The sequence below is a fragment of the Vibrio sp. 1402 genome, assembly GCF_033340275.1.
Window position 1 is genome coordinate 111,474 of record NZ_JAWOWE010000007.1, and the last position, 14,222, is coordinate 125,695.

The 14,222-nt window shown below is 41.7% G+C and carries 11 protein-coding genes; all 11 read right to left on the reverse strand.

Translation table 11 applies throughout. The features are described 5' to 3' along the window. Positions 1–7: 7 nt before the first annotated feature. Genes tssC (R7044_RS14990) through tagH form a run of 11 tightly spaced genes read right to left on the reverse strand, consistent with a single transcriptional unit; the run spans position 8 to position 14,046 of the window. The gene (gene tssC, locus R7044_RS14990; RefSeq protein ID WP_033907015.1) at positions 8–1,519 is read right to left on the reverse strand and encodes a type VI secretion system contractile sheath large subunit; all 1,512 of its coding nucleotides are present in this window, start codon (positions 1,517–1,519) and stop codon (positions 8–10) included. Positions 1,520–1,571: 52 nt separating this feature from the next. Next, entirely contained in the window at positions 1,572–3,065 is a 1,494-nt protein-coding gene (tssC, locus tag R7044_RS14995; RefSeq protein ID WP_005375950.1) for a type VI secretion system contractile sheath large subunit, read from the reverse strand. Beyond that, a complete protein-coding gene (gene tssB, locus R7044_RS15000; RefSeq protein ID WP_005387524.1) occupies positions 3,065–3,595 on the reverse strand; it encodes a type VI secretion system contractile sheath small subunit in 531 nt (176 codons plus the stop codon). The genes tssC (R7044_RS14995) and tssB overlap by 1 nt, the downstream gene beginning before the upstream one ends. Positions 3,596–3,610: 15 nt before the next feature. Further along, the gene (gene tssA / locus R7044_RS15005; protein ID WP_005387526.1) at positions 3,611–4,726 is read right to left on the reverse strand and encodes a type VI secretion system protein TssA; all 1,116 of its coding nucleotides are present in this window, start codon (positions 4,724–4,726) and stop codon (positions 3,611–3,613) included. Continuing rightward, positions 4,719–5,513: a PP2C family protein-serine/threonine phosphatase gene (locus tag R7044_RS15010; protein ID WP_033907014.1), complete on the reverse strand. Its 795-nt coding sequence runs from the start codon at positions 5,511–5,513 to the stop codon at positions 4,719–4,721. Before R7044_RS15010 ends, tssA begins: the two co-directional genes overlap by 8 nt. Positions 5,514–5,522: 9 nt before the next feature. Further along, positions 5,523–6,218 (reverse strand): type VI secretion system-associated protein TagF, encoded by a 696-nt coding sequence (gene tagF / locus R7044_RS15015; protein WP_033907013.1) that lies wholly within the window; start codon positions 6,216–6,218, stop codon positions 5,523–5,525. After that, the gene (tssM, locus tag R7044_RS15020) at positions 6,200–9,718 is read right to left on the reverse strand and encodes a type VI secretion system membrane subunit TssM (protein ID WP_033907012.1); all 3,519 of its coding nucleotides are present in this window, start codon (positions 9,716–9,718) and stop codon (positions 6,200–6,202) included. Before tssM ends, tagF begins: the two co-directional genes overlap by 19 nt. 16 nt (positions 9,719–9,734) lie before the next feature. Next, on the reverse strand, positions 9,735–11,027 hold the full coding sequence (gene tssL, locus R7044_RS15025; protein ID WP_033907010.1) for a type VI secretion system protein TssL, long form: 1,293 nt from the start codon (positions 11,025–11,027) through the stop codon (positions 9,735–9,737). Between the two features lie 11 nt (positions 11,028–11,038). Continuing rightward, a complete protein-coding gene (tssK, locus tag R7044_RS15030; RefSeq protein WP_081107487.1) occupies positions 11,039–12,364 on the reverse strand; it encodes a type VI secretion system baseplate subunit TssK in 1,326 nt (441 codons plus the stop codon). Between the two features lie 21 nt (positions 12,365–12,385). After that, positions 12,386–12,841: a type VI secretion system lipoprotein TssJ gene (gene tssJ, locus R7044_RS15035; protein ID WP_033907006.1), complete on the reverse strand. Its 456-nt coding sequence runs from the start codon at positions 12,839–12,841 to the stop codon at positions 12,386–12,388. A gap of 11 nt (positions 12,842–12,852) precedes the next feature. Continuing rightward, positions 12,853–14,046 (reverse strand): type VI secretion system-associated FHA domain protein TagH, encoded by a 1,194-nt coding sequence (gene tagH / locus R7044_RS15040; protein ID WP_005375931.1) that lies wholly within the window; start codon positions 14,044–14,046, stop codon positions 12,853–12,855. Positions 14,047–14,222 lie beyond the last annotated feature (176 nt).

Here is a 14,222-nt window from a genome sequence, read left to right on the forward strand (position 1 = left end):
TATTTCCTTACACCATGTGCTCTGGTGATAATTCGGTAATTAATTTAATGCTAGATACCATTTGATCGAGTTGAAAATGCGGTCGCAAATGGATAACTGAGTAATAATGTCCAGGAGTTTCTCTTTTCTCTCGAACTGTAATTTTTGCTTCATTTAGGGGGTATTTAGCTCGAAGCTCATCAGACGCTTCATCTGATGCGGTAGTGTACTGATGTAACCAGCGTTGAAAGTCACGCTCTAGGCTTTCTGCGTCTTGATACCCACCAATTTTGTCACGCCCCATAACCTTGAGATAATGTGCGACTCGCGATACACACAATGTGTATTGCAACATCGATGTCAGTTTTGCATTCGTTGAAATATGCTTTTCTGCGTATTGTTTGGGCTTGTAGAGAGATACATTCGAGGTCATCCCTACCATATCAGTCTCAGGTATTGGAGAAATAGAAATAAAACCGCACTCAGACAATTCTTGTTCTTTTCTCTCAGAGATTTTCAAGTTTAACGGACATCTTTCACGATCATTCTTGCCGTTAACACGCATCTTGCTCCTTGTAGGAGCGACGATAATGCCCTGACTGTAATCGCCTTGTTTAATCCCTCGCATATGCGTGAACCAACCATGTTCCTGAAATGCTCTAATTGATACGGCAGCAAAACAGTACGCACTACTCCCCCATAGCAAATCTCGGTTGGAGTCGTAGATGTGTTCTTGAAAATTGAATTTATCATTCCGCGAGCCATCACTTTTGTATGGCTGACGGAACAAGACGTTAGGTGCAGTCAAACCAATAAATTTAGCGTCATCGTTGTCTCTCAAACTACGCCACTTTGCATAATCTTCCTGTTCAAATTGGGCCGCTATATCTCTTATCGCAGAGAGTTGAGCGAAACTATCAACACCAAACATCTCTGGCGATGCAGACATGATAAATGGGCTGAATGCTGCAGCTGCAGACTGAGAGATCTTACTCAACACAGACAGATCTCTATCAAAATAATTTTTACTAGGATCACAGCGAAGCTGATAATCTCCAACCACCACACCAAAGGGTTCTCCCCCTGCCATGCCATATTCATTTTGATAGAGCAACTTAAATAGTGCTGATTGGTCAAACTCGATGGCTTTTAAAGCATCTTTACTGATTTCATTCCATGTCGCCGTTAAAACCTTAACTTTTACAGAATCCGATGAACGAGAATCAACCTGTTCACATAAATACCTAACTCCAACCCACCCCCTTTCGAGCTGTTGAAACTCAGGATGATGTAATATTTCATTTAGTTGAGATTCTAATAGCTCATCAATGCGGTTAATTGTGTTCATCACACTATGACGAAAGCTGTCCAAATCTCTTGAACGTGTACCTTCTATCCAAATTCGCGCTGACGCTACAAGATCAGAAGATTCATTGAATCGAGTCAACCACGGGCTATCAAGTTCAGCATAGCCTCCGGTACTGAACTCATGTTTTAGCTTGCTAGGGTCGCGAAAGTTAAGTGACACTGCTAATTCCATCTAGAACATAAAGATTGGTCATGGCTGGCCTTTCGACCAGCCAATTCATTTCTTATCCACCTGACTGAGGGATCTTTGCCACAAGTCGCAAAGATGTGGTCAGTTCTTCCATTTGTAACCAAGGCTTCAGCCATGCTACGGCATTGTAAGAACCAGGTGCGCCAGGAATTTCCTTAACCTGAACACGAGCGTCTGCTAGAGGGTATTTCGCTCTGATCTCTTGACCACCGCCTTCAGAAGCATTGACGTAACCTAGGATCCAGCGGTTCAGCCAAGACTCAACGTCTTCTGCTTCCATAAAGCTACCAATTTTATCTCGAGCCATTACTTTCAAATAATGCGCAAAACGAGATGTTGCCATCATATAAGGTAGGCGGGCAGAAATGGCCGCATTGGCCGTTGCTTCAGGGGATTCATGGTTCGCTGGTTTTTGACAGGTTTGCGCACCAAAGAACACTGCATAGTTGGTGTTTTTGTAGTGACAAAGTGGTAAGAAACCAAGCTTACCAAGCTCCGCCTCACGTCTGTCGGTAATACCAATCTCTGTTGGGCACTTCATATCAGGGTCGCCATCATCACTCATGAAGAAATGCGTTGGCAAGTTATCCACTCGACCGCCGCCTTCTGCACCACGGATGGCAGTACAAAATCCATATTTTGAAAATGCGTCGGTTAACTTAACACCAAGAACATACGAAGAGTTCATCCAACAGTAGTCGTTATGTTCAGCGTTAACAGCAATACCTGAAACAGGATCTACTTCGAACTCTTCAAACCCAAACTCTTCGACTGGAGCGGTAGCTTGTCCGTATGGCAAACGAGCAAGGACTTTTGGCATCGTCAGACTAACGAAGCGCGAATCGGCACTCTCGCGGAACGAACGCCATTGGGCGTATTCTAGTGATTCAAATACCTTATCTAGGTCGCGTGGTTTTGACAACTCAGTCCACTCATCAAAGCCGAATAGTGCTGGTGAAGCTGCGGACAAGAATGGAGAGAAGCCAGAAGCCGCTACATTTGACATTAGGCGTAACGACTCAATATCTTCTGGGTGGTTGGTAAACTCATAGTCTCCAATCAATGCACCATACGGTTCACCACCAGCACTACCAAACTCAGACTCGTAAACCTTTTTAAAGATCTGGCTTTGATCAAACTCAACAGCTTTGCTCAAGTCTTTATGTAGCTCTTTCTTGGTCATGCTCATCATGCGAACTTTCAAAGTAGAGCTGGTCTCTGAATTCATCACTAGATAATTTAAGCCGCGCCAAGAACCTTCGAGTTTCTGTAATTCTGGGTGATGCATTACTTCAGACAACTGATCAGAAATCTGCCTATCGAGCAAATTAATCGCTTCACGAAAAGTTACTGTTAGGTTTTTGTTCCAAGTAACTGTCCCTTTCATTGCTTCTTCAGCGAGCGTTTTAATCAGCTCCTCAGCACGAGAAGCTTCGGTCTGCTTAGTCGCACCAATAGCTTGATCTAAGAATGAAGTTGTCTGTTCATTAACTGTTGGATCTAACTGTTTTTCAGCTTCAGTCGTCATTATTCCGCTCCTTCAGTACTGTCTGACTTCGCTTTCTTGTCAAGATCTAACTCGCCTGCAAGTCTTGCCAGATTGTCCGTATTGTTCAAAACATCCTCTAGGATATTTTCAAGCTCTTCTGAGCGGTCAACTTTTGTCATCAAATCACGCAGTTTATTACGCGTTTCCATCAATTGGCGTAGTGGATCAACTTGATTTACGATCGCAGCAGGCTCAAAGTCTTGCATTGATTTAAAGTTTAAATCGACCTCAAACTGTGAATCGTCATTCGCAAGCTTATTCGCAACTTTAAACTTCACCGATGGATTCATTTTTTTGAGTACATCGTCAAAGTTATCTCGATCGATCTGAATAAAACGGCGGTCTTTTAATGGCTTCAACGCTTCTGTGTTTTGACCAGCGAAATCACCCATTACACCTACAACAAAAGGCAGTTCTTTCTTAAGAGTTGTACCTTCAGTTTCAACATCATAGGTAATGTGGACACGAGGCTTCCGTACTCGTGATAGTTTCGAGTGGATACTCGTCATACCATTCTCCCTTTATTAATTTTCATTTTGTTCTGCTATGCCAACCAAACGGAAGTAGCTTTTCTTTGCATCCCCGTCGGAGATAAGTTCCGCCAGTAACTCCGGCAGAGGCATCCCACACCAACGAATGATCTGTTCGATGGAGTAAGAAACTGGTGAGTGAGGTTCACTCTCTCGGAAGAAATCAGCTACTTGCTGCAATTGTCTAATTGCCTGCTCTCGTGATTTCATGTTTGTCGCTAATAATGCATCACAACTTTGTGAACTTAACGGTTGTTCAGAAGAAGATTCATCAAGATCCTCTAGCTCTTCAAACACCGCTTGTGGTTGATTAAAACGATCTCCAAGAAGGTGCTTTAATGCCGAGTGTATTGATTCAAGTCTTTTTGATATATAAGAACTAGGAGTCACATCACCGACCGCTTCATCTAATCGCTGACTGAATTCATTAAATGATTCCTTAGCGAACTCCAAATCCGTGATTAATTCTCGATAAAACGTATCAGAAGTCGACTTAACCGTAGTTGTAATTTCAGATAGCTCAACAGCCCCAAGCTCGACTCGATTTCGGCGCTTATCTTCGTCTAAGCGCTCAAGCTCTATAGCTTGCTGATATTCCCAATAGGCATAAGCTTGCTCCACGCCTAAGTCAGTCAATGGTATACAAGCAATTGGAAAAATAAGTGTTCCTTCACTATCGATACCATTGAGGCCAATAATCGCCGATATTCTTGTCTCAATACCATCTTCATCAGGCATTGGGTACAGATCATCCCAAAAGTTCTCAATTAAACTGGTTGCGAGTTTGTAGCCAACGCCCATACCACGAAAACCATACAATCGAGTTAGGGCTTCTATAAGCCAGGCAACAAATTCCAAATCTTTAGACTGATTCGTGAGTATTTCTGGGACATCTTCAATAAATACTCGCCATAAATTACTGTGGGTATAGATACTTTCTTCTTCTATAAGAGCATTACGTTCAGCGTTGCGGGCGGCCATACGCTGATCTTTCAACCGATAGTAAGCAGACTGTGGTGATACATCCTCTCTAGGATCAACACCTGTAGGATTTTCTTGAGATATAGGGGCCAACGCTTGTTCATACCAATCAAACATTTCATTACTCATAAGCTCTCCCTCTTAGAAAGACAGGTATTGTCGCGTCTTCTCTAGTTACTGTTTCGCACTCCGTTTGCGCTTGGCGAACTTTGATCAAAGCACAAGTTACGTTATCACTTGCGCCCCGAACCAAAGCCGAATGCATGAGCGCTAATCCAGCTTGGTTGACTGAGTCTGCATACAATGTCCGATGAATTTCCTCACTCGTAAGTTCCTTAGAGAGTCCATCGCTACAGAGTAGAAACTGATCGCCGTCAGCCAACTGCCCTGAAACTTGATCAATAGTGACACTTTCGTCGACCCCAACAGCTCTGGTAATAACATTTGCAAGAGGGTGAGATTCGGCATCTTCAAATGCCAATAAGCCCTGATCCACTAAGTCCATGACTTGACTATGATCACGTGTTTTTTGGACAAAATTACCACTTCTAAGCTGGTAAATTCGGCTATCACCCACCCAAAGACAGTGGTAATACCCATCCTGAATAAACAACAAAACAAGTGTTGTTCCCATCGTTTTACCGTCTAAGTGATTTTGTGCGTATTGGTAAATTTCTAAGTTCGCTTCTTGAACCACTCTTCGGATATCATCGATATTAGTATTGGAGACATCCTGCATGTGGCGCGCGACTCTATCCACTAGCATCTGGCTTGCTATATCGCCAGCACTGTGTCCACCCATTCCATCAGCAACCACCCAAATATGCTGCTCTGTCATATCCAACAGAGCATCCTCGTTATAAGGGCGTACTTTTCCTGCGTGCGATTTAGCAAAGGTAAAATAGTTCCAATTCATTCTTCTATCCTACCAATTCCACTTTTTCCAGCCGCCATCAAGCATGGCTGAAAACTGACCAATTGAAGGAAATCCACTCGTAATGAACATGCATGGTTCAACCTTCGTTGAACCTTCAGTCCACCAAAAACATGGTTTACTCAATTTCTCTTTAATGAGGAAATTCAAAAGCGTGTTTTGATCAGTATTGCCGTGATCATGAAAAACTGTAGATATTTGGCTTTGATAAAGAAACTCCAGAGGCCTCACTTCACTTGTCACATTCGCAACGAGGTCATTTTTTTCTTGAGTACTCTTATGCCAAACATCAAAGACAAAGTCGTCCTCAAGTACTGAAAGAGCAAGAGCGGCACTGTCCTCGGTCCAAGCTCTGTCACCCCAATATTGCGCAGCTTCACCTTTTACGGCACGAGCTATAGTAAAGAAAAAGTATCTACCGCATGCATCAACACTAGGAATCATGCTACCAATGTAGGTTGAGTCTTCTAAATAGCTAATATCCAAAGCAAAGTGCCACACAGGAGCCGTTAAAAAGTGCTCATTCCAGCTTTCGCCCAGTTGTTCCCTGCTGACTGCAATAACCGCCTGTTGCCAATCATGCCAACGCTCCGAGAAATCTTGTGATAAACCATCTTTCACAAAGTCCCCTTTTGCAGGCATTTTACCGATATAGCCCCAGCCTGATGTTATAAGGTTCGTGGACATCTGAACCTCTCCATTTCATTTGACCAAAACGGATTAATGGCACTAGAAGGAATAAGCTCTAGTTGCACCTTGTTTCCCTTTAAATCAATCATAACTATATTGTCTTTACGCGATTCTGGCCTTGCTTTAAGTGATTGATCCAAAAGCTTGAATATGCCCCACTCACCTTCATAGGTATGCGCAATTTCGCGTTTAGATTCAGGTGGTGTGAACACAATTCGAGTCTGATCTTGACCGGCAGGCCAACTCAACGATTTAGCTCTTGCTGGTCCATGCTTATAAACCAAATCTTGTCCACCCAACTCTAAGACAAATCGAGTAATGTGCTGGTCTAGATAAACAGGCTTCATACCAAACTCTACGCGTAATGAATTATCAGATTCAAAGAAAGACTGCCTGATACGTTGCGCTCTTTGAAAGACCATTAGTGTTTCTGGACGAACTCCAATTTCCTTTTCTAATCGCCAACGACTTTTCGAAGTATCCACAAACGGTTCGAGGTATTCTTGGAAGAATGCGTCAAGCGTGCCCCCATAACCAAAGAATCGCTTAAAGTCTTTCAATCTGACTTCTCTGCTCGCATTGGGCTCGAATGGATATCTGCCAGCAATAGTCCGCTGATAAGGGCGCACCACTTGTGTTACCCAAAGTTGATTTAGATGATCCTTCGAACCGCTCTCCGCAAACTTGACCGACTCTTGAGAAAGCTCACCTAGCCATTGATTAAATGGTCTCGGCAAAAGTTCTTTAGCACGAGCAAAGGAAGCTGCGACATCTTGTGTAACGGTTCCATCTAAAATACTTTTGTAGGCAATTTTCTGATTGTTACCAGAGCTTGATAAGTCACTTAAATACGAACGCAAGTTAATCATTGCTTGTTGAATATCATCAAAGTCTTGCTCACCAAGGCGTAAAATCTCTGAGAAATGTGATTCGACTTCTTTACCTGGCAGAGCAACATTGAAACCGTTTTCTTCAGGTAAATACATGTCTAGTCTATCTGCCGTATTTGAAAACTTAACTTTGGCAACTTTACCAGCAACTTCAGAAGCGGCTTTTTGATTTTCTGACAATGATACTTTTGATAGAGCAACCTCTTTTTGGATTGCTCTCAACAAAGATTCGATTGGTCTTTCAACTCCAGATAAAACCCTCGCTTGCTCTGTCGCAAGTTCTAGGCTCGGAGCCTGCTTCAATTGAATATCTTCGATCAACGTTTTCCATTCATTAACATAATCTTGATAGTATCGAGACTGAACGCCTTGGATGGCACTATCTTGATCAATTTCATGAGCCTTAAGATCGTCACCATAAACCCAGTTCTCTTCCATTAGGCTTTTTACTGTACGGTTGATCTGAATCTGAAAAATGCTATGAAAACCATTGTACGTGTAGAAACCCGAAATGCCTTGTGATAGCGGTTTTCCACTAGCTCGCTCGAACTGCTCAAGCCCTTTAGGTCCCAATACATCAGTCAAGCGAAATGAAGGTACATGACTCTTAGAAAATTGTATTTTCATTCGCTGATAAGCACGTTCAGGTAGAGACATTTGAGTCAACACTTCTCGAGCACTCGTCACGGCAGCAGTGTTGTAAGTAAAGCCTTGTCCATCGTTGCCTAATAAATATTGAGTGTGCTGTAGCAAGCGTCTTCTTAAGTCTGCGTTTAGCTCACCCGGATATTGACGTTCGAAATAAAAGTTAAACCAAGCCAACACTTCATCTTGTTGATATTTGTCTGGATTGAATAACATCAAATACGTTTTTAACGTTTCGTACAAATACTCACGATGCTGTTGATTGCTCTCCATTTCTGACACCAGGCTATCAAGAAGCAAAGGGGCGAAATATTGGGTCAAAGCATCAGAATATGCATTGTTTGCCGCCTGAGATACTTTGTCTCCTTGATAGAGACCAAACCTCTTTACAGAGTCGGCATCACCGTAGTTGCTTTGCTTTCCGAGAGGAAGCGTCATCAACCTATCTAATGTTTCTACAGCTGAAACAATATCCGCTTCAAAATCTAAACTTTGAGCGCCAATCAGTGCATCAATATGGCTAGCTTGTTCATTGGTATCGACAATTAACTGTGAGTTCCACTTATAACTCATAAACCAAAGCGCAGAAGCTCCTAGCAGTAGCGTTGTACATCCAATGTAAACACCTCGACGCATCCAACCTGACTGCTTTTGATAGTGACGATTAACTGTTCCTAACAGTTGCTCTTTGAAAATAACCTTGTCAAAAAGATTCTTTACGAAATAACTATGAGAACCAGTCTGACTCTTTGCTAGAGCTAAACGATTTAACCCAAGTCCATTGGTTGATTCATTCATCAGCTTATCGACTGGTAAGCCTTCTTGAACCGAACTCAACATAAACACACCACGAATCAAGGCAGGCTCTTCAAAACTGTTTTGTGCAAAAATTTCAGCTAAAAACTCGTCAAGATTAGCTTGTAGCACTCTTAATTGCTTTGGAAATTCAAAGATAAGCGCGCGTTTATCTAAATCGTCCTCAGTTTCAAGTATTCTAAGCATACGGGCATCAAGGCGCTCCAACATGCCATGAAATTCTTTGTTGAATAGAGAAATAACGCCTCTTTCATCATCCACTTCACGAGGGAACATGAAACCAAATAAATCATCTCGTTCTTCCTTACTTAAATCGGCAAAGAATTCATTGAAACCGGCAACTAAATCCATTTTGGTGAGCAATACGTAAATCGGAAACTGCATGCCTAACTGGTTTTTCAGTTCTTGAAGTCTCGACTTAATTGCTCGAGCATGAAGACTTCGCTCGGTTCGAGTCTGAGACATCACGCTGGCTAAACTTATCGTAACAATCGCACCATTAATTGGTCTTTGCGTTCTATACTTTTTCAACAATCCTAAGAAACCATGCCACGCTTTAGAGTCGACCTTTTCTTGACTGTCTTGTGTCGTATACCGGCCAGCCGTATCTATAAGAACTGCTTTATTTGCAAACCACCAATCACAGTGGCGAGTGCCACCTACACCGGCAATAGAGTCAGAGCCAAGGCTGTCTCCTAATGGAAACTCTAACCCCGACTGCTTTAATACGGTTGTTTTCCCCGTTCCAGGAGGGCCAATCAACACATACCACGGTAAGTCATACAAGCTTCTCTTGCCTTTGTGTGTTTTCGTCACTACTTTGACAGCTTGCTCAATACGCTCGCGCATTAAGTCAATTTCACTTGCTGCTTCTTTATCTGATTGGCTATCAACCTCAAGCAACGTTTGAATACTTTCGTCTTCTTTCACCTTTTGCTTATGCTGCTTGGTAACGTTAAATATCGCCCAAAGCAACACCAACACTAGAATAGTGACTAGCCGTTGAAAGTCACTCTTTAGGGGCTCATATCCCGCTATCGCAATAAGTGGACCAACAACCCAAATGAAAATAGAACAAGCAGCGACACCGATAAGACCGAGAAACCATCTTTGAGTAAATATTCTGCCAATTTCTTTAATACGCATCTCTATCTACCTATTATTAATTCGCGACAAGAAGGTCGATTTCAATCCGGCGGTTAATAGCTCGGTTTTCATCACTACTGTTTTCAACTAATGGTCTTGCATCCCCCAATCCCTCGGGTATCACTCGCCCTTCTAATGCACTATTCGAGATCAGTTGTTCAGACATAGCAGTGGCTCGAGCTAATGATAGGTGCCAGTTCGAGGGATATTTACTCGTGAAAATAGGCCTATCGTCGGTGTGACCAGTAACAATGATCTTGCCTTGGGTCGACTCCAATGTTCTCGCAAGCTTAGAAATAACGGGTTGGATGTAAGCGACAACATCAGCACTACCTGATTCAAATAGATCTTGAGACTTTAACGAAATTCTTACCCTGTCTTGCAGCGGCTCAACATTGATTAGCCCCTTACCGATCTCAGTTGCTAGATACATTGAAATCTTTTCTGCAATTGGCGCTGATTTTGATTCTGACGTTGCATCTTGGTTAAGTTGTTGCGGTTGAATCAAATTGACTAATTGAGAAAAGGTGCGATTGGATGCCTTATTTAGCTCATAGCTAAAATACATATATATGCAGACCAATAATGCCGCCGTTACAGAACATACAACCCAAAGAGGGGCTCTATCAGAAGCCTTTGAGCCATTCAAAATGTGTTGGTCGATACTATTACTTAGCTCCTGAGGGACTCCTCTCCCATAAGACTTAAGAGTAGCAATAACCTGTCTTCTCAATTTCCGGTGCGATTCCAGTCCATTTTTTTCTAAACGGTATTGACCCAGAAACCCGAGAGATAAGCACACATACATTAGTTCAAGCAAATCTAAGTTCGCATCTGGTTTCGCCATGCACTTATCAAGATGCTTAAAAAACGCTTCCCCACCTTGACTGCTGGCATAGAAGGAGCTAAGTAATGAATCGTGACTCCAGAATGAATGCCCACCCCAATTGGTGTTAAGGACAACTTCATCTAGTGAACAGCATAAACAATAACGAGCTGTATCAATGGTATCCAAATCAACGTCATGCTGACGTAATCGGTTCTCATAATCTCTAAGCTTTTGTGCCAATGTCTCTTTTAGAAACAACGGATCGGAATGAGTCGCTGTCGACCGAATTTGACCGATAATAGATAACAGGCCATTCGCCTCTGCTAGTAGAGAGTTATTCCCATAAGCGACCACTGAATCATTGTTCACCAATTCAGGGCTTTTTGAGATAACTACGGTATTATCCACAGACTTTTCTGATTGTGGTTTCGATGCGGGAGCTCTTCCACCCGGTGTTGGTTTTACTATCGTTTGTTCCATACAGAGCGCGCCTATTTATTAATACTCCAAAGCTCAAGTTCAGCATTCGGAAAATGCCCTGATAGGTGAAGCGCAATACCGCCACTATCTTTTAGCCTCATCCAAAATGGCCCTTTCTTGACAACTTCGAAATAGACATAACCCGTTTGGTAAGGAATCTGTCTCGGGACGACACTCAGCGGCACTACGTTTATACCGTTGATCTGATTATTAATTAGATCGCGAATCTGTTCTGCGGGGCCAAACTTGAGTTGCGCTGGGACCAGGCGTCTTATTTCATCTGTTGTGGTATCTGCTTTAATTGCTAGCACAAATTGGCATGACTCAAGCAAGCGTTTATCTGGAAGTGGCGTCACTTGAATACCGTACTGGCGAGGCTCCAACGGAAGTTTGGTCGCAGTTTGGTCAAGAACAACACTGAGGTACTGACTGAGTATCTGATTCAACTCGCTATAGACACTTGATACATCTAAGTGATCATACGCAAGCAAACTTGGGACTCTTTTAGTTTTATTAGAAAAAGTGGCTAACTCACCAATGTAACCTTTAAGTGTCGTCGCTAATTCCAGTGGATGTAACCTATCTAACTCACTGAAATGCTTTAACTTCGCCTCATATCGGTTCAGCATTTGGAGCATGATGAAATCAACAGCAGAAGCCGATGCAGATTTACCCTTAATCAAGCGCTGTGCAATAACGTCAGCACGCATCTTTGTCATCGCGATAACGTTACGTAGATAAGCTGACATAACTTTGTCGCTAAGGAGATTGATAAGCGGAGGAACGTACTCATCGTCTAGTATAACTTCCCCTTCAGGAGTTACCTCTTTGATCCTTAAGATAGGTAACTCCACATAACCCGCTAATTTGTCATTACTCGCTTTCAACTCTAGATTAAGGGCTGCAACTTGGATGGTTTCCTCATCTTGTCCTGTAAGGTTATCTATCACGGCGATATCTTGAAGTACATAACGAGAGACGATCGATTCGCTTACATCCGAAACGTTTTTACCTGTAACACTTGAAAGAGGGAGAGTTATTTTTACTAACGTATTTTCAGTGTTTTTATCAATAAGTAGAGGCGAAACTGAATCGTTGGATATTAACGTATTAACCAACGTCATATCTGGCAAAACAGCTTCAAGATGCTCAAGTTCAATAAGACCATCTTTTAGCGCGTGTTTTTTTACTCGACATTTCCAAACTCCCCAATTGTAAGCCCCACCTAACTGATGTAAGCCCTTGAATTCTTGAGAGGTTGCGCGTTCTTGTTGTTGGAAGTGCTGGGGACGTAAAAACATTCCTTCGCACCAAGCCGTCTTGGAGTATTGCGTCATTTATAATTAGCCAACTAAACGTTATTTAACGACCAAAGACAGATCTTCTAACAATACTTGATATGTGTTGTAACCGGTCTTATCCACTTTAATGACTTGTCGCCAATTTGAGTTTTCAATATCTCGAAACGCTACGACAATGCCTAAATATTCTGTCTTTGGAGACATACTTGCTTGATATGTTTCTTTCTGACCTGGAGTTAATGAAATTTCATATTTATTCACTAAATCAGGTCCTAAGACTTTTTCACTTTCTTCATAAATAGAAAAAAAGTCCTGGCTTTCGAAAATGGTATTTGACGTTAATTCAAATACATACACCACTACAGGAGAAGGCCTGCCGTTTGAATCAGGATTAATGTTATGACTTGCTGCTATTTCTAAATCTGAGTATGGATCAACAACTAGGTTCGCTGCTGAGCACCCAAATAAAGCCATTGAAATTAATAACAAAATATATTGGTAAAACTTTTTCATCACCCTAATTCCTAGCCTTTGTTTTTTAATGCTAATTCATAGTGCTTAGCGAAGTCTTCTAAATAGAACGGAGACTCTTTATTGATAATATCATCGGATAACTTTTCATGAATATCCTCAAACCTCTTCCAACTTTGAGCATATTTTCTAGCTGGAATAACCTTATTAATAACCGTGTCTTTCGCTAAAGCATCTGAGTATATAGAAGTAGGTTCAACAAGTGACATAACACTCGAAACCGTACCTTCAACACCTTTCATTAAGGCTTGCTCATGACTTTCGATGTCATTAAATGCTTCTTTAATGGCTGCATTTGGCTTTAAGAAGCTAGCGGTTTGACGGTTATATAAGTTATGAATCGCATCTTCTAAGTTTGCAGAAAACTTTAAAGGGTTATTTTCTGACTTACGAAATGCGGTATGACTAAGTCGATTTGTTTGTTTAAACACTGCTCTGTTATGCAGTGTTTCCATTAAACCAACTAGCATCAAAGAAAATGACTCCCCCAGTTGTTCGAACCATTCCTCTCGGTTATCGCTGGGAATCATCATTGGATCTATACCCACCCCTCTAACAAAAGCCGCAAGTTCACCCCCATTGGTATCAAAGTTGGGAGTCGATAGGTGTTCTGATTGTCGGTTAACTTTCGGTAAAGTTTCAGATACGGTGCTCTGTTTTTCGGGCTTTGGGATATCAATAAAATCATCGACTAAACCAATATCTAGCTGAAAGTCAGAAGGAACACTTTCGTTTAAGAGTTCACTAGCACTAAGGCCTAGGTCAACAAATTCTGCTTCCGATGGACTTGAGACTACTTCAGGGGGTGCGCTAGAAAGACTTTTACTTGTCTCAAGACTGAATACATCTGTATCTGTTTGAATAGAAACTGAAATTTGATAATCCCCTAAGCTAACCATATCGTCATCGCTTAGTGCTATTTCATTTCCTTGACCCACAGGAGTTACAGCATTATTTACAAAAGTACCATTAGTTGAGAGGTCTTTTATCAAGTATTTGTCACCAAACTTAATCAGTTCTCCGTGGGTTCCGGATACCACTCTTTCAGGATCTGGTAGTGTCCAATCACATTGTTCAGACCTACCAAATGTAACCTTGGCATGTTCATCACTTGATTCAAACACGAACTCACTCTCAATCTCTGGAGTAAATTTGTGAAAACTTGTTATGGTTAAAACCAACTTCATGTAAACCTCGCCAAAGACCTGCTAGATATTATTTTTAATTTTATTATTAACTGCTTTCTTATTAACAGTAAGATTAATAAAAACCTTAATACTGCCATTGAAAATCATGCACGGAATAATGAATCATTTTTTTATCAAAGCAATCACGTATTGTTCAACAATTTTAATTATCCAAC

What these genes read in the sequence shown, in the direction of transcription:
- R7044_RS15010 (WP_033907014.1), bottom strand. Translation starts at nt 5,513, where the DNA reads ATGAATTGGAACTATTTTACCTTTGCTAAATCGCACGCAGGAAAAGTA.
- tssJ (WP_033907006.1), bottom strand. Translation starts at nt 12,841, where the DNA reads ATGAAAAAGTTTTACCAATATATTTTGTTATTAATTTCAATGGCTTTA.
- tssA (WP_005387526.1), bottom strand. Translation starts at nt 4,726, where the DNA reads ATGAGTAATGAAATGTTTGATTGGTATGAACAAGCGTTGGCCCCTATA.
- tssK (WP_081107487.1), bottom strand. Translation starts at nt 12,364, where the DNA reads ATGACGCAATACTCCAAGACGGCTTGGTGCGAAGGAATGTTTTTACGT.
- tssB (WP_005387524.1), bottom strand. Translation starts at nt 3,595, where the DNA reads ATGACGAGTATCCACTCGAAACTATCACGAGTACGGAAGCCTCGTGTC.
- tssC (WP_005375950.1), bottom strand. Translation starts at nt 3,065, where the DNA reads ATGACGACTGAAGCTGAAAAACAGTTAGATCCAACAGTTAATGAACAG.
- tagH (WP_005375931.1), bottom strand. Translation starts at nt 14,046, where the DNA reads ATGAAGTTGGTTTTAACCATAACAAGTTTTCACAAATTTACTCCAGAG.
- tssM (WP_033907012.1), bottom strand. Translation starts at nt 9,718, where the DNA reads ATGCGTATTAAAGAAATTGGCAGAATATTTACTCAAAGATGGTTTCTC.
- tagF (WP_033907013.1), bottom strand. Translation starts at nt 6,218, where the DNA reads ATGTCCACGAACCTTATAACATCAGGCTGGGGCTATATCGGTAAAATG.
- tssL (WP_033907010.1), bottom strand. Translation starts at nt 11,027, where the DNA reads ATGGAACAAACGATAGTAAAACCAACACCGGGTGGAAGAGCTCCCGCA.
- tssC (WP_033907015.1), bottom strand. Translation starts at nt 1,519, where the DNA reads ATGGAATTAGCAGTGTCACTTAACTTTCGCGACCCTAGCAAGCTAAAA.